This is a genomic window from Arthrobacter bambusae (assembly GCF_030812595.1).
GTDB classification, from domain to species: Bacteria; Actinomycetota; Actinomycetes; order Actinomycetales; family Micrococcaceae; genus Arthrobacter; species Arthrobacter bambusae_B.
Map to the genome: position 1 here is coordinate 47,790 of NZ_JAUSSZ010000015.1, position 19,752 is coordinate 67,541.

Annotated in this window: 19 protein-coding genes; 13 read left to right on the forward strand and 6 right to left on the reverse strand. The window is 62.1% G+C overall.

Annotated elements, in window-relative coordinates; translation table 11 throughout:
- Nucleotides 1–33 precede the first annotated feature (33 nt).
- Genes fabI through J2S96_RS20265 form a run of 3 tightly spaced genes read right to left on the reverse strand, consistent with a single transcriptional unit; the run spans nucleotide 34 to nucleotide 2,434 of the window.
- Complete coding sequence (fabI, locus tag J2S96_RS17035; protein ID WP_306866054.1) at nucleotides 34–801, reverse strand: enoyl-ACP reductase FabI; 768 nt, start codon at nucleotides 799–801, stop codon at nucleotides 34–36.
- Entirely contained in the window at nucleotides 802–1,896 is a 1,095-nt protein-coding gene (locus tag J2S96_RS17040; protein ID WP_306866057.1) for a hypothetical protein, read from the reverse strand. It abuts the gene before it with no gap.
- Entirely contained in the window at nucleotides 1,889–2,434 is a 546-nt protein-coding gene (locus tag J2S96_RS20265) for an ArsR family transcriptional regulator (protein ID WP_370873152.1), read from the reverse strand. Before J2S96_RS20265 ends, J2S96_RS17040 begins: the two co-directional genes overlap by 8 nt.
- On the opposite strand from J2S96_RS20265, the gene J2S96_RS17050 reads away from it, so the two are divergent.
- The gene (locus J2S96_RS17050; RefSeq protein ID WP_306866063.1) at nucleotides 2,318–3,034 is read left to right on the forward strand and encodes an SDR family NAD(P)-dependent oxidoreductase; all 717 of its coding nucleotides are present in this window, start codon (nucleotides 2,318–2,320) and stop codon (nucleotides 3,032–3,034) included. The genes J2S96_RS20265 and J2S96_RS17050 overlap by 117 nt on opposite strands.
- Here J2S96_RS17050 and J2S96_RS17055 read toward each other — a convergent pair.
- Nucleotides 3,031–3,447: an ArsR family transcriptional regulator gene (locus J2S96_RS17055; protein WP_306866065.1), complete on the reverse strand. Its 417-nt coding sequence runs from the start codon at nucleotides 3,445–3,447 to the stop codon at nucleotides 3,031–3,033. The genes J2S96_RS17050 and J2S96_RS17055 overlap by 4 nt on opposite strands.
- 247 nt (nucleotides 3,448–3,694) lie before the next feature.
- On the opposite strand from J2S96_RS17055, the gene J2S96_RS17060 reads away from it, so the two are divergent.
- From J2S96_RS17060 to J2S96_RS17105, 10 genes are read left to right on the forward strand one after another with little or no spacing between them, the layout of a single operon-like run.
- Nucleotides 3,695–4,867 carry a MinD/ParA family ATP-binding protein gene (locus J2S96_RS17060; RefSeq protein WP_306866068.1) on the forward strand — a complete coding sequence of 391 codons (1,173 nt, stop codon included), beginning with the start codon at nucleotides 3,695–3,697 and terminating at the stop codon, nucleotides 4,865–4,867.
- Complete coding sequence (locus tag J2S96_RS17065) at nucleotides 4,864–5,223, forward strand: hypothetical protein (RefSeq protein WP_306866071.1); 360 nt, start codon at nucleotides 4,864–4,866, stop codon at nucleotides 5,221–5,223. Before J2S96_RS17060 ends, J2S96_RS17065 begins: the two co-directional genes overlap by 4 nt.
- Nucleotides 5,223–5,891 carry a hypothetical protein gene (locus J2S96_RS17070; RefSeq protein WP_306866074.1) on the forward strand — a complete coding sequence of 223 codons (669 nt, stop codon included), beginning with the start codon at nucleotides 5,223–5,225 and terminating at the stop codon, nucleotides 5,889–5,891. Before J2S96_RS17065 ends, J2S96_RS17070 begins: the two co-directional genes overlap by 1 nt.
- A 9-nt stretch (nucleotides 5,892–5,900) precedes the next feature.
- Nucleotides 5,901–7,373, forward strand: a complete 1,473-nt coding sequence (locus tag J2S96_RS17075) for a hypothetical protein (RefSeq protein WP_306866077.1) — start codon at nucleotides 5,901–5,903, stop codon at nucleotides 7,371–7,373.
- A gap of 3 nt (nucleotides 7,374–7,376) precedes the next feature.
- Nucleotides 7,377–8,996 (forward strand): hypothetical protein, encoded by a 1,620-nt coding sequence (locus J2S96_RS17080; RefSeq protein WP_306866080.1) that lies wholly within the window; start codon nucleotides 7,377–7,379, stop codon nucleotides 8,994–8,996.
- A complete protein-coding gene (locus J2S96_RS17085; RefSeq protein ID WP_306866083.1) occupies nucleotides 8,996–10,567 on the forward strand; it encodes an ATP/GTP-binding protein in 1,572 nt (523 codons plus the stop codon). The genes J2S96_RS17080 and J2S96_RS17085 overlap by 1 nt, the downstream gene beginning before the upstream one ends.
- A 12-nt stretch (nucleotides 10,568–10,579) precedes the next feature.
- A complete protein-coding gene (locus J2S96_RS17090) occupies nucleotides 10,580–12,403 on the forward strand; it encodes a TraM recognition domain-containing protein (protein WP_306866086.1) in 1,824 nt (607 codons plus the stop codon).
- Nucleotides 12,400–12,972, forward strand: coding sequence for a DUF4913 domain-containing protein (locus J2S96_RS17095; RefSeq protein ID WP_306866089.1), 573 nt, complete (start codon nucleotides 12,400–12,402; stop codon nucleotides 12,970–12,972). Before J2S96_RS17090 ends, J2S96_RS17095 begins: the two co-directional genes overlap by 4 nt.
- A complete protein-coding gene (locus J2S96_RS17100; protein WP_306866092.1) occupies nucleotides 12,965–14,053 on the forward strand; it encodes a peptidoglycan DD-metalloendopeptidase family protein in 1,089 nt (362 codons plus the stop codon). The genes J2S96_RS17095 and J2S96_RS17100 overlap by 8 nt, the downstream gene beginning before the upstream one ends.
- Nucleotides 14,050–14,634: a hypothetical protein gene (locus tag J2S96_RS17105; RefSeq protein WP_306866095.1), complete on the forward strand. Its 585-nt coding sequence runs from the start codon at nucleotides 14,050–14,052 to the stop codon at nucleotides 14,632–14,634. The genes J2S96_RS17100 and J2S96_RS17105 overlap by 4 nt, the downstream gene beginning before the upstream one ends.
- 95 nt (nucleotides 14,635–14,729) lie before the next feature.
- Here J2S96_RS17105 and J2S96_RS17110 read toward each other — a convergent pair whose 3' ends face one another.
- A complete protein-coding gene (locus J2S96_RS17110; protein WP_306866098.1) occupies nucleotides 14,730–15,890 on the reverse strand; it encodes a hypothetical protein in 1,161 nt (386 codons plus the stop codon).
- Nucleotides 15,891–16,159: 269 nt separating this feature from the next.
- Here J2S96_RS17110 and J2S96_RS17115 point away from each other — a divergent pair, with 269 nt between their 5' ends.
- Nucleotides 16,160–17,401 carry a UPF0158 family protein gene (locus J2S96_RS17115; protein WP_306866101.1) on the forward strand — a complete coding sequence of 414 codons (1,242 nt, stop codon included), beginning with the start codon at nucleotides 16,160–16,162 and terminating at the stop codon, nucleotides 17,399–17,401.
- Nucleotides 17,402–17,573: 172 nt separating this feature from the next.
- Nucleotides 17,574–18,365: a hypothetical protein gene (locus J2S96_RS17120; RefSeq protein WP_306866103.1), complete on the forward strand. Its 792-nt coding sequence runs from the start codon at nucleotides 17,574–17,576 to the stop codon at nucleotides 18,363–18,365.
- Between the two features lie 349 nt (nucleotides 18,366–18,714).
- Here the strand turns inward: J2S96_RS17120 and J2S96_RS17125 are convergent, their stop codons facing one another.
- Nucleotides 18,715–19,584: an Lrp/AsnC family transcriptional regulator gene (locus J2S96_RS17125; RefSeq protein ID WP_285244127.1), complete on the reverse strand. Its 870-nt coding sequence runs from the start codon at nucleotides 19,582–19,584 to the stop codon at nucleotides 18,715–18,717.
- Nucleotides 19,585–19,752: the final 168 nt, after the last annotated feature.

The window sequence follows — 19,752 nt, forward strand, 5'->3', positions numbered from 1 at the left end:
AATTAGCTCCGCTGTTGTGGTGGACAACCGGGTTCACATCCCCATGACGTGATAGCCGCCATCAACGTGCAGTATCTCGCCCGTGGTGGCCGGAAACCAGTCGGACAAGAGTGCTACGACTGCCTTTGCCACAGGTTCGAGGTTGGTCCTGTCCCACCCTAAGGGGGCGCGTCCCTCCCAGACTCCATCCGTGCTCTCGATGCCATCTATGGCTGCCACTGTGAAGTTGTCCAGGGGGCCGCACGCCACCAGGTTTGTTCGGATTTTTCGTTTGCCTAGGTGGTAGGCGAGGTAGCGGTTGGTTGCTTCGTATGTAGCTTTCGCAACTCCTGCCCAGCCGTAGATTGGCCACACCGGCGTTCCGTCGAGGGTGACGCCTACGATGCTGGCTTTGTCGTTGAGGACGGGGAGGCAGGCTTTGGCTACCGCCTGGAGCGACGCTCCAGAGATCTGAAGGCTTGTGGAGAGGTCGTCCCAGTCGGCCGTCATGAATCCTGGGCCGACTGCTTCCGGTTTGCTGGCGGAGATGCAGTGGATGACGCCGTCCAGGCTGTTTGTATGTTCAAGGATTCGGCTGCTTAGCGAGTCCAAATCGTCTTGTCTTGTGGCGTCTAGTTCGAGGACTGGACCGGGGGAGGGGAGGCGTTGAACTATCTTCTGTGTGATCTTGGATCGGCGGCCGAAGCCCGTGAAAATGAGGGAGGCTCCTTCTTGTTGGGCAAGTTCGGCCGCGGCGTACGCGATGCTCCGCTCGGTGAAAATTCCGGTGACGAGGATGGTTTTCCCATCGAGAATTCCCATTTACGCTCCTGTTCCTACCGGCACGAGGCTCAGCATGAGGTATCGGCTTAGATCTTCGTCAGCGCTTATTGGTGCGACAGCAACAGCGAACTCCTGCCATGCTTCAGCGGTGGTTCTGAGCCGAACATTAGTGGATGCCTCCGGCCCTATGTGTCCGGCAGCTGCCGCTGCCAGATGGCGCTCGAACATGAACTTGTCCTCGGGGTGGGCTAAAGCCGCCACATTGCCTTCAAAATCTGGTTGAAGTCCAAAGTGGGACCACTTGCTTGAAGTCCTGAAAGTAACTTCCTGTTGCAAGTCAATTGCGGCAAAGGCCCTGTCAGCAGCAAGCGCGAAAAGGGCTTCGGCTACAAGGCCGGCCGAGACGGGGGAAAGCCCAGGCGTGACAACTTTGGTAGGGGAATCCACCTCGCGGCTAAATCCCCGAAGCATGATCGCTTCGGGGTAATCGGGATCGTCATAGGCTCTGGCGGACATTGCGATCTGCTTTTTCCCGGGGTTTGCACTTCCGTAGCCGTAGACGATCTCGTAGGAGAGCAGGTGTCGGCTGCGGTTGTTGACTGAGATGCCGCTGTCGATGACCAGTTTGATGGTGTCTCTGTCTTTTGTGGAGATGAGCTTTGCCAGCCATTCGCCGGCTGGCCCACGCTTGCTCTCGACGGTGGCTGGATCGATTCCGTAGATCTCGAAGAGGTTGGAGTCCCATAGTGAGGAGTCATCGCCAACATTCTTGCCGGTCTGCTTGTGGACGCGCCATTGCCAAGTGCCCAGGAGGGGGGCTTCCGGGACAGGACGGCCCGGGTGTTCGAAGATCCCGTAGGCACCGACGATGCGATTGCCGTCGGGGGAGACGATCGGGTGAGCGATAACGGCATATTCAGAAGCACCGTACCGGACGATGCCATCAAAGGCCTCCCCGGATGTGAGTGCCGTCCTGAGCTTTTCGAGCAGTACGGTTCTGGTACGTTCGTCCAGCCAGTTCCTCGGGCTGATTCCAGGGTGATTCTCACCGCCCACGGCCAGCAGAGAAACTCCGTCTGGCGTTGTGTCCAGGACGATCCAGCGTCCCTTTGCATCGATGCCTTGTTTAGACACGGGCAGCCTTTCGTTCTTGACGGCATGGGACCGGGGTAGCTGGAGGGCTCAGTGGAACGCCGAAGAATGAACTCAGTTGGACACCAAGGTGTACCTGTCCGTCAACGGTCTTTACGATCCCGGCTGCCTCCAGCTTGGAAAGTTCGTGAGCAACGACGGAGGGGCAGAGTTCAAGCCCCTCGGCGATTTCCTCTGGTCGCTGCGGAACTTGAAGGAGGTTCAACGCGCGGAGAATCCGGAGGGAGGGGGTGGAAGCGGCGGCGCATACGGCAGTGAGTGCATTGGGGTGCATGACTTTAAGCCCTAACGAATTGAGGGTTGGAAGCCAGCACACCACTGTCCAGCAGCACACTTGAGGTATGTGAGATATAGGCCTAGAAGCTCTCCGGGCCACTTTGGACCCTACCTGTAGAGTGCAAAGGTGGGCAAGTTTATGGTTGAGTCTCCAGTCGCATTTGTTATCGGAGCAACTCGGGGGATTGGTAAGGCAACTGCCAGCCGTTTTTTGGAAGAGGGCTACGTTGTGGCTGGCACTCATCGGGGAAGCGGCGTTGGAGACGGTGTCCGCGGAATCGAGTGCGACGTCACGGAAGCTGCGGCAATAAAGGCAGCATTCAAAGAGGTAGTGGCCACCTTCGGGAGGCTCGACACTGTCGTCTATAACGCGGGCGTGGCTCGTCAAGATCTTCTCATCCGAATGAGGGACGAAGATCTGAGGCTAGTTATGGAGACGAACCTTTTCGGTGCCTTTACCACCGTCCAGGAATCCCTGAAGTACATGGGCCGTGCTCGAAGTGGATCCATTCTGCTTATTTCCTCTGAGTCGTCTCGGACAGGCATCCCTGGCTCTGCTCACTACACATCATCGAAGGCTGCTCTCGACGGCCTGGTGCGCTCCGCGATGTGGGAGGCCGGTCCGCGTGGAATCCGAATAAATGTTGTCGCCCCGGGACCTACGAAGACGGACATGTTGGCTCGAGTCGAAGAGGCTGACTTGGAACGGCTCATTGACAGTTCACCCTTGAAGCGGATAGCAGAACCTGAAGAAATTGCCGATGCCATTTTCAAGATCAGCACCCTGTCCTACCTGACTGGAGCGCTCATTCCCGTCACTGGAGGCGAAGGCCTCGGCTACTAGCCTTCCGAAGGTTCTTGTCCGGGCTGTAGCAGGTCGATACCAAGGAAGTCGTAGAGGGCTTTGGCCATTCGGTTGTACCGCTCCTTATTGACTTCCCATCTCGTTGAGCGTCCGACACGCTCGCCCCTCGGCGGGTCGCCAATGAGAATGCCTAGATCTTCAAGCTGATCAAGATTTCGTCCCACCAGGCTCGTGTCCAGCGACAGTTCCTTGATGAGCGTCGCCCGTAGTGTCGGCCCGTTCGCGTAGAGATAACCTACAATCGCCAAGCGGCTGGGCGTGCTGATGACCCTCTGGGCCAGCAGGAGATCCTCTGACCAGTTCTCCTCTGGAAGGGCGTATTTAGGCACGGTCCCCATTTTGCCCCCAAGCAGAGCGATTTTCATATTTGATTCGCTCTCATCAGCTCCCACAACCCACTTATAGAAGTTTTTAACAGCTTCTTCAGTGCATTTAATGCGTTCATCATGTTACCTTTCTATCAGCAATGAGGGCATTAAACGAGTTCTTTGGCCGCGCCACTTCAGCCGCAGGGCCGCAGGCATCCCTCCGGTAGAAGGCGCTTCGGTCTGCTTCCGATGGGGTTGCGGGCCGTTTCAGAGGACGCATGAACCGCAACGGATTCATGTCTAGGTGAACGAGGAAGGTGGGACCTCTGCGATGACAGAACTGAATTTTCCGGGCGCCCGGCGCTCGGACTTGTATGTAGAAACGGAAGAACGGCCCGAAGCAGCGGCTGCGGCCACGGCATTCGAAGAGCTGGCGGATCCGTTCATGGAGCCGGCTGAACCTGGGACCGCCGCCCCGGTCCGGGGGACGGAGAAAAGCGGAAAGACCGCGTCGGCGACAACAGCAACGACACCACCCGCCGTCGTAGACGCACACGCTGATGACGACCCCGAACCCATCGCACCTGCGAAGGAGGGTTTCGCGGGTTTCCTGAACCAATTCTTCGGCGGGGCGTTCAAACTCGCGCCATCAGCGAAGGAATTGGAGGCCCGTACTGTGGCTGCGGCTCAGGGCCGTTTTGAAGACCTGATCCGGCAGTCCACGTGGACCCGCGCTGTCGGTGTCCTCGTGGCAAATAAGAAGGGCACGGCCGGAAAGACACCGCTCTCGATCCTTCTCGGCGGAGTCCTGGCCGCGATCCGTGGCGGATCGGTGGCGATCCTTGAAACCTCCGATGACAAAGGCCAGTTGGCATACCGGGCTGAGGGGGATCCGCAGCTCGGGATGGGGGAACTGGTCGCCAATATCACCAATGTCCGCACCCAGTCCCAGCTTCGGGGATACACGGTGACGCAAACGAGTTTTGCCTCGGTCATCGGCTCCACCCCCAAGTGGCGTCCGCCACTGACCCGGGAGAACGTGCTCGACGTGGCCTCGATCGTGGATGAGCACTTCACCATCCGCGTCATGGACACCGGCAACCAGTACAGCTCAGGGCCGTTCGGGGCGGCAGTGGACGTAGCTGACGTCCTCATCATCCCCACGATGCTTGCGCAGGACGCGGTATCTGAGGCCCTGGAGCTGCTGGAGTTCCTGGAACACCAGGGCGCCGAAGCTGCGCGGCTGGCACGGACGGCAATTGTGGTGATGATGTCCGACGGGCGGCCCGAGTTCAAGCCGTCCAAGCTGAAGAAGCAGTTCATGGACAAGGGCATCGCGGAGGACCACATCTACTCGGTCCCGTATGACGCCCACGTGGCCGAGCGCGGGGCGCTGACCCTGGAAAAGCTCGCCCCGGCGACACGACAGGCCCTGACCGCGATTGCTGCTGGCGTGGTCGCCCAAACGAACCAGAACGTCTTTGAAAAGGATCAGAACCGATGAGCGTCATCCTCTCTACCGTTGCCGAACTGTCCACAAGCGTTGACCCTGCCACCATCCTTCAGGCCGGCCCTGTGCCGATGATCGACAATCCCTTTCCCGGCATCCCGGACTTCACGTCCTTGGGCGGAAAGTTCACCGAATGGTGGCAGCGGCTCTTCGCCGTGGGGTGGGGCATTGCCCTCATCATCGCCGGCGCTTATCTGATCGTTGGCTTGGTCGCCATGGCCAAAGCGGATTCGAACAACCCCCACGCACACGCCGAGGGTAAGAAGAAGGCCATGGGGGCCGGTATTGGCCTGTCGTGCTTGGCGGGATTCGCTGTCATCGTAGGGGCCATCCTCGCGGTGGCGGGCTGATGGTTCGCCGAAGCTCAACTGCCGATGCCCGGCGCGGATTCCCGCGCTGGGCATGGTTCGTTATCGGAAGCGCGGTGGTCATTGCCTTGGTGGCCGGGGTAAGCGCCTGGTACCAGGCCGGCCCTCGGGCGGCCGGTCCGACTGCCGCCGCGCCTGTCACCACGCACGCGGCCGCGCTGCCTAACGGTTGCCTCGCGGGCGCGTCCAACGAGGCGGCTGGGCTTTTGAAGGCCCAGAAGGAAGCCCCGCACAGCGAAGCCGGGGCGGTTGGTCTTGCCGCTGCCGTCCTGCGTTGGATCGCGCAGTACCCCCGGCCCACTGCCGGGGACGGAGCCACCGTTTCCACGGCCATCCTGGCTGAGGGAGCGACGGGGACCGTCGCCAGCTTGGCATCAAACCTGGCTGCAGCCAAGCCGCTGCCCGGGGTAACGTCCGGGTCCCTGAACTTTGCTGACGGCCGCTATGTGGTCGAGGAGGCAACCCCCGACATGGTGCGGGTTACCGTTGGCGGGGCCGAGGTCCGCAACGGCAAACCCACGGATCAGAAAATCGCTTCCACCATCACGCTTGTATGGGAAGACGGGGCCTGGAAAGTCCGCAGCGACGGCAACGACCGGGCCCTCGACGACCTCTTCGCCACTGGTTCCGCATTCGCCGGGGGGTGCTGATTCATGTTCATGCTGATCCCAATGGAAGACAAGCCGGGCCCCGGCGGGCTTGTAGGCGGCCTGATCGACGCCGCCGTTGGAGCTGTCAAAGCTACAAAGCCTACTGCGGATGCCATTAGCGGTGCGGTGAACTTCGCTGCTGATCCGCTGGGGGCGATCTTCACCGCAACTCGTGCGGGCGCCCAGGGGCTGGCGAAAGACCTGCTACCGGCCCTCGCTCACGCAACGGAACCGGATCTGACTGCCGACTGGTTTATCAAGGCATACGCGATCAGCTTCGCCTTATCGATTGTGGTCTGGGGCTTCCTGTTGCTCTTCCAATTCGTGGCCGTCGCCCGGGGCACCCTGGCCGGCCAGGAGTTTGCGGAGGTCCTGACGACGAAGACCGCGCTGTTCTTCGGGGGCGCCCTCTTCGGACCCCTCATCGGCGTCATGACGGTCAAGACACTAGGTTCGCTGTCGGACAGTCTCATCTCCTGGGGGATCATCTCGTCTTCCGACCGGATGCTCCAAACCATGGATTCGATGCTCAAAACCGACGCGGCCGCTGTGCCGGGTGGCGTCATCGTGGGAATCCTGCTGATGGTGTGCATGATCATCGGCTTGTTCGTCGTAGTGATCATGCTCGCCGTGATGCTGGTGACCTTGTACTTCTCCGGCGTCATGGCACCGCTGGGGATGGTCTGGTTCACCTCGTCCAAACATGGCTCCTTCGGCCGGAAGATCCCGCTTCTGTGGTTCGGCATCCTCGCTTGCCACCCGCTGCTGTTCTTCATGCTCGGGATCGCCTACAACATGATCGCCGCGTCCGCGTCCTGGATGAAGTGGAGCGATGGCCTGGGCACCCTGATGAACATCATCGCGTCCTTTATCGCGCTGATGATTGCAGGGCTGGCCCCGATGATCCTGATGAAGTTCGCGCCGGTCATCCCGTCGGGGGCCGGAGGTCAGAATGGCCCCTCCCTGACCCCTCCCCAGAAGGAGTACGGGCCCCAGAGCATGCGGGACGTGAAGGACTTGAACCGCGGCGGCTCCAGCGGCTCAACCGGGGTTGATTCGACACCGGGCGACCAGGGCTCATCGCAGGACCAAGCGGCTGCTCCGGAGGAGGGATCCCTTGTCCGCAAGCTCCGTGAGCTGAACAGCGGTTCGCACGCCGATGCAGGCTCCACGCCGGGCGGTGCAGCCGGAACTCCTGCAGGGGCCAGCACTGCTGCACCCAAGCCCGGCGCTGGGGTTAGCGCACCCGCGTCCGCCGGCACGGCCACGGGTGGATCTGGTGGCATGGCTGCCGCTGGTGCCGCTGAATCCGCAACCGGAGCCGGCGCGGCAATTGGCGTTCCCACACTGCTGGCCGCTGGTGCAGTGGCGGCAGCCGAGAAGGCCAAAGACCTGGGCGAAAGCGCAGCACGGCTCGGCGCTGCTGGTGGAGAGTACGCCGCCGGCGGCATGGACGACGAAACCGAACGGTACGGGGGATAACCGATGGCGACACGATTCATTGGAGGGGAATCCGGGCACCGGAGCTTCTTTGGCGGGATCAAGTCAAAGAGCCAGCTGGTCGGCCTGGCCGGGTGTGTATTCATCGGCTTCTTCGGCATGATGTTCACCGGCTGGCCGGGCCTCCTGGTCGGTGTGCTGTCCGGCTTGATCGTCTACCTCATGACGGCCGCAACGCACCGCGGCTCCTACTGGGACCGGCGCAAAAGACGACTGCGCTGGAAAGAACGCCAGAAGACCGGCACAGACCGGTTCATCCCATACAGCGCAGCGGCCTGGGAAGAAGCCAGCGCTCTGGCCAATATGGTCAAGAGTAAGGAAGAGAAGGCCAGGATCATGGGCGCCGTCCGGTCCCGCCCGGATGGAGCCGACGGTATGGGCTGGCTTGACTCCCGGACCGGGAAGCCCGGTATCGCCTGGCACGCCCCGGCGGGGGAGGAGCCTTACCTTTCGGTCGCCTTCGAAGTCTCCGGGCAGCTGCGCGGAGCAGAGTCACCGCGCAAGCAGGAGCAGGCCCAAGCAGGGTTCGGTTCCCTGCTGGCGGGCTTTGCCCCGTCCTCGAAACTCATCAGCGGAATCCAGTCCATCACCCGGGTACTTCCGCCCGATCTGGCTCTGAATGAAGCCTGGGTTGAGGATCATCTGGCCGCAGATGCCCACCCTAAAGCTGTCCGCTCCTACCAGGAGGTACTGGAGCGGACCGGCCGGGACACTTTCGTCCAGCGCCACCTGATCGTCGGCCGCTGGCCATTGACACCGGACTTCTACGCCACCGCTGCCCGGTACGGCGCGGGACGCGACGGGTGGCGCCTGTTGATGGCCGCCGAAATCTCCTCGCTGGCCCGTTCCCTGCGTGCCGCGAAGCTGGGACGGGTACGGCCCCTGACCGCACGCGCGGTAGTGGCCATGATGCTGCACCAGCAGAATCCGTCGCGGCCGCCGTTGATGGTTTCCGGCGTCAAGGCCGACCAAATGGGCCTCCCCTCACAGGATCAGTGGAACTCCACCTGGGTAAAGGGAACCGATCCGATCAGCGGCGAAGAGGTCCTGTGGGGGCACCGGACGGCAATGATCAGCGCCGAGAACATGGAAACCGGTGAGCGCACCCCGTACTGGCTGTTGTCTTTGCTCCACAACGCCGGCTCCGGAGCCCGGACGCTGAGCTTCCAACTGGAGACCGTCCCGGCAGACCAGGCACGCCTGTTGGCCTCCCGGGACGTCGTGCGCGACATGGCCGCAGTAATCGCAAAGCAGAAAAAGGGCCAGCTGGTCGATCCCACAACGGACGTGAACCTGACATCGGCCAGGGCGCGCGGAAACGACCTGCTGCCCGGCACCGGGCACCACGGCGTGAACTGGGTGGGCTTCATTACGATTTCCGCCCGGACGCAGGCAGACCTGACCGAGGCCGCACGCCGGCTGGAGGAAACAGCCGGAACCTCAGCGGGCATCCAAAAACTCGAATGGCTGGACACCTACCAATCAGCGGCCGCCGGCACGACGTGGCCCATCTACCGGGGCACCCGCCCAGCAGCCCCGACGCTTGGAGCCAGGATGATGAACCAGCTTGCAGGACGTGGCGAGAAGGAAGAGAAGGTGGCCTGATGGGCGCTGTCGAAGAACTCAGCAAGGAAGCCATTACGGAACCGCGCGAACAGGGATTTCCGCTCATTCCCGAAGCGGAGCAGGCAGTGAGCATCGACGAACCTTCGGCCAAGGGTTCATGGATCCGGCGCGTCCCTGTGCTTCGGATGTTCGCGGCACCGGAAATCGAACAGGCTCAGGTTGAGGAGTCGGGGGAGTGGCCTCCGTACGCGGAGCAGGGAACCCGGTTGAGGGTCAACGAGCGGAGGGCAAAGAACGGCTTTTACGCCCCGTCCTTTCAGGGCGCACCGACGACCACGCGGCAGGCCGAAATTCTGAACACAGCCTTGATCGCAGCACCTACCGGCGTCGAAGGCGTCGCTGCAGGCCGGGACGTCTTGTCGCAGACAGCCATCAGCAAAGACCCGTTCACGGACTACAACTCAACCCCACGCCGAATCACCTCTACCAACGTGCTCGTCGTCGGTGATGTGGGGGCCGGCAAGTCCGCCTACACCAAAACCGTGTACGTGATCCGGCCCCTGATCCTCCGGCACCGCCGGGCGGTCGTCTTCGACAAGAAGAACGAGAAGGGCGAGGGCGAATACTCACCGATCGTCCGGGAGTTCAACGGCGATCACATCAAGTTCGCCATGGATGGATCCGGCGTCATCTTCAACATCATGGACCCCGCTATTTCCGGGGTGAACGACGACGGCCTGAACAACCAGCTCGTCTACCTGAACACGATTCCGGCGCTGATTCGGGAAGGAAACGGCCCGGACGAATGGGAACGCAAAGCGCTGCGCCTGGCCTACCGCTCCATGATGAGGAACTTCGAAGGCGGCCGAACCCCAACAACGGCGGACCTGCACGACCTGCTGGGCGTCATCGACCGCAACGACTCCACTTTGGCTGACATGAGCCTGGCGACCTTGGAGCGGTTGCACGAGAGCGGCATCTCGATGCGGTTCTGCTTCAACGAGTTGCTGGAAACATATGGCTCGATTTTTGACGGTGAGACGTCCAGGAATGTGCGGCTGAACAAGAACCTGACCTCATTCGATATCTCCCAGCTGCCGGACACCGGCCCGGCCATACCCATGGTGATGGGGCTGGCGAACCTGTGGCTCCTGGGCACGGTCCGCCGGCCTGAGTACCGGGGTATCCGGACCAACGTGATCAACGAGGAGGCAGGCCACATCCTGGGAGGCCCGCTGGCCCTCCAGCAGCGGTCCAACATCAAGCTTTCCCGAGGCTTGGGCCTGTCGAATATCTACAACATCCACAAGGGAGCCACTGACGTTCCGGCGGGATCCCCGGGCATGGCAGTGATCGAGGAAGCGCAGACGGTGCATATCTTCCGCCAGGACAAGCCCGAGGCCGCCCAGTGGTGCGTCCGGACATTTGGCCTGAACCCGGAATCCGCGAACGACATCATGGTTCTCCGGAACGGCCACCACCTGCTCAAATCCGGCGCGGACGCACCCGAAGTGGAGATTGAGCACGTTCGTTCTGCCTGGGAAGTGGAAATGACCGACACCGATTCGGCGCTGCGCGAGACCGACTCCGCCTACGCGGAAGTGGCCTAAAGGGGGAAGACCATGAGTGAAAACGTCACCGTAGAGAAGCACAACCCGTCCGGTTCAACGGTCAAGAAGACCGAGCGTGAACTCATCGTCCTGGCCATCCTTTCCGGCGCCCTGTGGCATGTGGCCCTGGTTTGGACGACGGGCCTAGCGTTCTCGAACTGGCCTGCAACCTGGAAAGCACTGATTGGATCGCTGATCGGTTTGGTGGCACCGGAAAAGGCGACGTCACCGGTGGCAGTGAACGGTCACCCCTCCAACGAGTGGGGCTGGCCGCTCACCGTCTGGATCCTCCTCGTGGTTCTCCTGATCGCGGCCTACATCGGGGCGCTGTTCGGGCTCAAAGCGCTCCGTGCCCGGCGCCGCAAGACCAAGACCGGAGAGAAGGGCATGAGCACAGCCAAGAGCTTGAAGACGAGGATTGAGGGCGTCGACGGTTCCTCGCTGGCACCGGCTGTGTACGTCCTCGACGGCAAGGAAATCGCCATTCGCACGGAAGATACCGCCTGCACAGTTGCCCCGCCCAAGTGGGGAAAAACCACCTACATGGTCGCGGGCATGGTGGCCGACGCCGCCGGGGCAGTGATCACCACCAGCACCCGCCCGGACGTGCTGCGCCTGACGGCAGGTGTACGGAAAGACCTGGGCAAGGTCTACGTCGCCGACTTCGACGGACTCAGCCAGTACCCCGACAAGCTCCGGTGGAACATGGTGGCCGGCTGCGATGACCCGCAGATCGCCTCCGAACGGGCCTCGGCCATGGTTAACGCCATGCCCCGGACCGGTGCACCGTCCTCGGCAGACCGATACTTCGACTCCGGCTGCGTCATGATCCTCGAAGCACTGCTGCACGCCGCCGCCCTGAAAGAAGGCGGCTCGATGCGGGATGTGCTGCGCTGGTCCCAGAACTTCACCGAGCACGAACCGGCAAACATCCTCCGTGCGAAGTCCCCGACCGTGAAGACCTGGGCAGGAAACCTCGACGAGTGGTGCCGGCAAAACAACCCGGACACCATCGGCAACACCAAGACCACCTTGGGCAAGATCACCGGGCCGATGAAGAACGAGAACGTTCTGTCAATGCTGTGCCCCACGACGGATGATCCCGGCATCGACGTCAACACCTTCACCGAGGCGGCGAACACGCTGTACTGCCTGACCCGCGTGTCCATGAACGCCTCGACGGCCCCGATTGTCACCGCCCTGGTCGAATCGCTCGTCCAGGCGGCAATCCGTACATCGGGTGCCATGGCGTCCGGGAAGCTGGACGTGCCGCTGTCCGTCATCCTGGATGAAGCGGCAAACACCTGCGCCCTGCCGTCGCTGCCGTCATTGATGTCCGAAGGTGGCGGCAACGGCATCCACACATCCGTGTTCGTCCAGACCTACTCCCAGCTGGTGAACCGCTGGGGCGAGGAAGGTGCGGAAACGATCTTCGATTCCGCAGCAGCCAAGACAGTTTTCGGCGGCATCTCCGACGTGAAGTTCCTGACCAAGATTTCCGATCTGATCGGCAAGCACTGGGTGGAGCACACGTCGACCTCGTCATCGACCGGCAAGGACGGTGTGCCGTCCGTCAACATTTCCAAGTCCAAGCAGCTCGATCAGAAAATGCGCGTCGATGAAATCCGCAAGCTGCCCCAGGGCAAGGTCTTGCTGATGTACCGCGAGATTGAAGCCGTCGTCAACGTCGTGCCGTGGTGGGAACGGCCCGACAGCGCGAAGTTCAAGGACTCCCGCGTATGGTGCCTGAACAAAGAAGGCATCACGGCCGAGACGGCGGCGAAGGTGGCGGCGGCTGAGACCGCTGCAGAAGCGAACCTGGCGGCCGCATCGTGAGCGACGACCAGGCACATGACGCCCCGGGCATTGAGGTAATCCCGGATCTGCTGGACAGGCTGGACAACGTAGAGGAACTGGCCGCCCAGCTCTTCGAGGAACTGAGCAGCTACCCCGCTGGCGGGCCTTGGTTCTGGGAGGAACTTAAGCCCGAACAGCGTAAGGAGCTATGGGCCGAGCTGGACGCATTTGTCGTCTGGTTGCAGAACAGGATTCTGCGGCACTCATCCAACTCCGCGGGCTGGATCCCCGGATGCTGGTACCGCCACCCTGACGCCGTGGAAATGTTGACGGCGCTGATGGTGGCACACAAGGCCGCCTACCGGGCCAAATCCAAGAAGCCCTCATTCGAGCTCACGGAGTGGTTCAGCCGGGCGCTGTGGCCGACGATGGACACCTTCTCCCAGCGCAGCACTTTCAAGAACTGCCTGGAGAATCTTTCGCATTACGACGCCACCGGTTCCGGGTTGGAGCTCAAGGCTGAGACCACGGAGTTCGCAGCATTTGTTGCCGGGGAGACCGCCACAGCGGGCTCCGAAGGCGACGGGCCGGTTTCAGCCGATGCGTAAGACCGGCCTGTTCCTGCTGATCCCTGCGCTGCCGATACTGGTCGTGATCGGCCTGCTCGGCGTCGCCCTGATTTCCGTCGGCGGCAACGCATCGCCTGCCCAGGCAGCCGCATGCGTGAGCGTCAACGGGGCCAGCTTCAACGAGAAGGAAGTCCCGAACGGGTGGGGGCCGCTCGTTTCGAAGGCTGCCGGTGTTGCCGGGATTCCCGCGTCCGTCCTTGCCGCCCAGCTGGAAGCCGAGAGCAATTGGAATCCAGGAGCCACGTCTCCGGTAGGAGCGGGCGGCCTTGCCCAGTTCATGCCGGGAACCTGGGCCACCTACGGTGACGGAGGTAATGTGACTAACCCCGCCCATGCCATCGCTGCACAAGGGCGGTACATGGGCGCGTTGGTGAAGGAGCTGCTTCCGGTTGCCAAGAGCAGCGGCCAGGACGTCATCAGGCTGGCGCTGGCCGGCTACAACGCAGGCCCGGGGGCAGTGCAGTCCTTCAGGGGGATCCCGCCGTACGCCGAAACCCGGGCCTATGTGGACAAGATTATGGGCACAGCGCAAACGAAGTACGGTGAATCCTGCCCGGCCAGCGGCATCGAGATCGGTGCCCTGACGGGCAAGTGGTCCCACCCGCTGCCCGGGTCCACGTTCACCTCCGGATACGGGCCGCGGCCCACCCCGCCCGGGACGCAGGTCATTGGCGGGAACTTCCACTACGGCATCGACTTTTCAACGCCAGGAGCCGGCGGGACCGTCGTGGCCGTCATGGACATGAAGATCGTCATCGCCCACGAGCTGCAGTCCAGCAGCGGTACCTGGGTGGCCGGGGTGAGCCTGGACGGCAAACTCACCGCCACTTATTCCCACCTGGAGCAAGGATCCCTGCGGGTCAAGGAAGGCGACACCGTCTCCGCCGGGACCCCGCTTGGCACCGAAGGAGCGACCGGCAACGCGGCAGGACGGCATCTGCACTTTGAAATGTACGAAGGCGCCCCCGTTGATCCCCGCCTGGGCGCGGTCGATCCCAAGCTGGGCGAAGTGAAACCCATCGATCCAACACCCATCCTGAAAGGCAAGGGCGTTCTATGAGGCTCCCCAAAACACTGGCCGCCATCGTTCTGACGGCCGCACTGCCGCTGGCCGGCTGCGCACAGGCCGGCACTGAACAACCTGCTCCATCGCCTTCGTCCACAGCTACGTCGAAGCCTGCGGCCTTGTCCGTCACGGTCCAAAAGCTTCTCGAGGTGGACCGGGCGCATCCGGATAAGGTAGCTGCCACGTTTGCTGACATCATCACGCGGTGGGACGTGGCGAACGACAGGACCGAAACCGCGGCTGCGGTGCGCGCCCAGCCGCTGATGATCCCCGAGCTGGCGAAACGAACAGTGGAGCCGGAGCGCAATGCCTCCCAGGCTTTGTGGCTGGAGCTGGCCCCACTTGGAGCGTTTTCCGAACCGACGATCCGACCCGGCGTGCCCGTAGACGGGGACGAAGGAACAGACACCGAGAACGTGGCCTACCGCAACCTCACAGCCACATGGACCTGGCGGGACGCGGACGGCAAACACCTCAAAGATGACCAACGGAAGCGCAACATCTTCCTGGTCCTGACCAAGAGCAACGGTGTCTGGTCCGTGGCGGACTACGTCACTGAAGACCTGCCCGCCTAAACCCGAGTCTCGGAGGGCCGGCAACCATCCCACCTTCTTGCCGGTCCTTCGTCTCCTCAACCGACTAAAGGGAGGGATAGAGACCGCCGTCCCGGTTACCGCTGGTAGCCAGGACGGCGATCTCTTTGCTGCTGCGGGGCCGATGCCGCACGGCCCTCTGCCTCGGCCACCCGCTGGCCGCGCAGCTGCTTCAGCGCCGCCGTGACCTTCGCCGCACCGTCAGGTTTCATGATGGTTTGTGCGGCCTGCGCCAGTGCCGCCTCAGTGCGGGGTTGTGAGGATACGCCCGGCTGGCGGGACTGCTTCAGGTAAGCGTTCGCTGCCGCCACCAGCCGCCGGGGCTCGTTAGTGGCCACCGCCAAGGCTACCTCCTGGTCAACACTCTTCCCCGCAGCACCGGCAAGGCGCCGTATGCGCGCCAGTGCTTCACTTTCGGAGCCGTCGAACACTACACTGGAGGCAGAAGCAACAGCGGGCCCTCTGCCCCGGCCATGGCCGGATTCATGGGAGACAGCCTGCTGGACCCCCGGACTTTGCTGCGGCAGATGGGGGTTGCTTCGTTTAACGGACACGTCCGCCCCATCTACGTGCAGCACAGTCGAAATATCCTGCAACGGTTCGAACCATTGCTTGTCACCGACGGCTAGATTCCGCCGGAAGGCCCACACACTCAGATCAGCGGCCCACAGCAGGGGTTCCTTCGCCGGCGAGGTGTGGTGGACATGGACATGGCGATCAACCGTACCGGCGGACCGGAGTTGCTTGATCACCCGGGCGTCGTCGGCGTCCCCGCCCGGATGGGACCGCGCGTTGCGCGACTCGACAACGAGCAGCCGGACAGCGTTTATCCCGGACCCGCGGGTAAGCTCCTTGGTCAAGGCGCCCAGGCATTCATGCCGTGCCGTCTTCATCTCCGGATCGTCCCGGCGGATCTGTGTCTGCACGGTGACAATGTTGTACTCGGCCGCGCCGGCAATGTAGTCAATCATTTCCCTTATGACCCGCTTCCCGGCAGGGGTGCGGTACGCCTCGGTCGTGTGCCAGTAAGTACTGCCAGGAATGTCCATCAGGACGTCCCGGACAAGAGCACCCTGGTTGCGGCCGACGATGACGGCCGACATCGAATAGAAGGGCCGTTCATCCGAGTGCAGCGGTTCCCGGTAGGACTCATCGATGAACGCCACCGGCCCTGACGTGGTCCGGTACAGCTCGGCCAGCGATCTGTCCTTCAGGCCGAAGCCGTGCATTCCCCCCATTGACCCTGCCTTCTCTGTCGGAAGCCTAAAGCCTATAGGGGTGCCATGACCTCCCAGAAAACCCGCAAACCATCACATCAGGCTGCATCTCGGGCCACACACCCCGTTCTCTGAGTGGGGTGTCCGGAAGTCGCGGTGTTGCTGCATCGTGGAACCTGCTCGCCCTCTTTCCCTTCCTGGCGGAGCCGCCCTCCTTCGGGCTGCTGGCGGCCGCCGCCGTGCAGTAACGCGACGAAGGGCGCGGCCGCGGTTCGTGCCATCCTGAGGTTATGGCGCGAAACTGGTTATCGGTGACGGTGGAACTGCTCGGTGGTCGTGGTGAGGAGCTGTGGCCCTGGCCGGGGCGGGTCTTCGCGGTCGGACCGTCTCACACCTTCATGGATCTCGCTAACGCCATCAACGATGCCTTCGCCCGATGGGACCGCTCGCACCTGTCAATGTTCACCCTGGATGACGGCCGGTTAATCACCGACCAAGAGACGGGAACCGAGATGGCCGCATCCAGTGGTGGCCCGATCATCACAGCAATCGACATCGCAGTCACCAAGGTCGCCCGGACCTTGGAGCCGGGGTCTGAGTTTCAGTTCATGTTTGACCTCGGTGATGCCTGGACGCACCGATGTGTCGTCGCGGAGACCAAGGTCGACCCGCTGGAGGTACTGGGCCTTCGCCCTGATTCCCCGCTGCCCTACTGGGGCTGGGGCCGCATCCCAGACCAATACGGGCGCCGGTGGGCTACCGATGACGGGGAGAGCCAGGTCGCGGCGAAACCGAGCACCCCACATCCGATGCTGCTGCACGCCTGGCCCGCACAGGTCCAGGCACCGAGGCTCGACCTGCCCGAGCTGCGTCAAGCCATCGCAGCAGCAGACGCGGGTCGTTTCCTCACGGCCCTGACCGGACGCGACATCGGTGACACCCTGCAGCAAGTAGGTGCCGGAATACCGATGGCTCTGGAGCACAGACGCCAGGAAGCTGAGCCGGTGGCACTGGCGGTCATCAACCGATTGACCGGGCGCGGCTGCGCCGGGGATCAAGTGCTCGCTGAGGACCTGTTGGCATCTCTGCGCCGCGTGCCGCTGCCCGGCAGGGTCGTCCCAGTAGACCTCGACATGCTCAGCACCATCCTCGAGGGGGACCCCGATCTGTCTACCGGTGGCTACCTCGACGTGCACACCGGGCAGGTTTACGACGACAGTGCCACTGACCCAATAATCGTGGGGCACGACACAGCGATCTACGTGGAGGAAGAGCCGGACCGGTGGCTTCGACTGAACCGCACAGGTTCTGGGAACGGCTGGCAGGACATGGCGGCCTTCGCCGCGCGGCAGCACGATGAAACCCTCCGGCAGCGGCTAGAACGGGCGATCGAAGGCAAGGGCGCCTTCCACCGGTTCCGCGACCTCATCCATGCCGAAGACCTGACCGAACACTGGAACGCCTACTCTACCGACCGCCAGATGGGCCGTGCCCGCGACTTCCTCGCTGACAATGGCATCCGCGTGGGCTAAGAACCGGGCTGGGCCGGGTGGTTCCCCGGTGCACGGAATCTCCCAGGCCAGCTTGGCCACCCGGATCCGGAGGGTCTTTACTGTCACGTCAAGTCCAGTGTCGGGTACGGTGAATCCGACACACCCCTGGAACATTCAGATCACCCCTGATGGGGAGCGGGCAGGAAAACTCATGGCCGGTATCGAAATGCACCCCGACGACCACAACGAGATCGGCGACGCCCTTGAGTGGATGCGGCTGACCTATGCGCTGGACTACCCGGCCCGGCCCGACTCCTGGGAACGGCCCGAAGACTACCCGCAGTCCTGGAGCGTACGCGCCTACATCGAGGCGGACATCCTCGAACCCGACGACGACACCCTCGAGGTCGAGGCCGACGCCCACGGCCGGGTCACCGTTGCGGAAGCCCACGTCTACCTGATCCCCGACATCGGCGACGTCAACCTCTTCGACACCTTCGACGCGCACAGCGCCGAACTGTCCCAATTCGCCGAAGCGTTCATCGCTGCAGGCTCGGAGCCCAGCCAGCTCAGCATCGAGGGCGGACCAGTCCTCGACGGGGACCTGATGATTGTCTCGTGGGTGAGCGTCCAGCCGCGGTTCCGGGGGCACCGGGCCGGGCACCAAGTAATCAAGGCCGTACTCGACGCCATAGGCCGAAGTACCGTCGTAACCGTTCTGCGGGCGGCGCCCGGGCTCCAGGACGGCGTCGACGAAGGATCCGCCAAACACCGGATGGAATGCCGCGGCCTCGCCAAATACTGGGGTGAGCTAGGATTCCGTCCCCTGGACGGCAACATCATGGTCCTGACCTACGAGGACATGCTCGTCATGCTCGAGGACGATGACCCGGAAGACGTAGATATCGACGAGCTGCGTGATGTGCCGCTAATGCAGCTCTCCCAAGAGCAGCGCGACGCCGTGTTCAGGAACCTCCGAACCAAAATCGACGAATTGCCCTGACGCCAGGAGTCCAAGGCTCACAGGTGGGACTAGAAGCTGTCCATAGTTGGGGTCAATCCGGGTTATCCACGGCTGGAATTGGGAGCCCTTAGATAGCTCCCTTCGCAGCAGTAGCGGTGGATAACCCATCACGATTGTCCCCGACTGTGGGCAGCGGAACGGCCCTTACCCGTGCAAGCACCTCAGCGGGGCTGGCTGTCAGGTTTGAATCTAAGACAAAAGGGTGGGGGAGTGTAAGAACCGCCCAAGGGACCCTATTCTGACGCTGTTTTCCCCGCTGCCTGACGTCAGGTTGGGGTGTGGCTCACCCTGATTTGTCTGGTAGACGGTGGAGGCTCGCGCCCTGTCGCTAGTGTTCTTCTTTTACGACTTTGAGGTGAATCCATGTCTCGACGTGAATAACTTCAGGTATCGCCCGGACTTGGTCAACGGTGCGGAGTGCTGAGCTTGCGTCCGTTCCGTGAACGGTGGCGATGATGTCGTGCTGGCCGATGCTGGAGGCCAAGAAGGTAAAGCCCGGGATGGCCTCGAGTGATTTGACTAGTTCCGCAGCTGTCCCTTGGATGCGCAGTCCAAGCCCCATGCGGGTCACTCGTTCTTGGGAGGCGGGCCGCCAAGTGAGTCCGATTTTTACGATTCCGCTGTCCAAGAGACGCAGGACGCGGGTTCTTGCGGTTCCGGTTGATATTCCAAGGACAGAGGCCATGGTTGTGTAGCTAGCACGGCCGTCCTGGCGCAGAATCTCGATGAGAGCTAGATCAAGTCTGTCGAGGACGAGGTCCTTGATTTGAGCCGGATGCAGGATGTCAATGAGGAGATCGGTATAGATGCTGGTGCGCATGTAGGTCACTCCGGGAATGTTACGGATGTCCTCGATGCATGCCTGAAGTTCCTCATGGTTTTGGGCCCTGACTTCTGCTATCAGAGACATGATCCCGGCAGTGATGGAAACGAAGAGAACACGGTGATCCTGCGCGATTTTTTCGGCAAGCCCCTGAACCGGGGTCGCAGCGTCAATCGAAACGTGGGCCATGACAGGCAGCCCCACGACGGCGGGGTGTGCCAATCCGATCACTCTGACACCGGACTCAGTCAAGAGCGTGGTCATTCGACGAGAGGCCGAGATGCGGGTAAGGCCGACTTTGTCGGCAAGCTCTGTCACGGTGATGCGGCCGTTGGCGAGCAGTTCCTGCAGTATCTGCTCGTCGAGCTCATCCATATGTCATCCTTCCCGGATTCGTTACGAGAAATTTTCTGTGCCCTTAGGTCCTACAGATTTATAAAAGAAAGCCGTCGTTCTAGCCGATTGTAATCATTTTACGTAGTGAGCGTTTACATATCTGCTTTCACACACTTAGAGGCTGACATTCCGAAATTTATTGCGTCT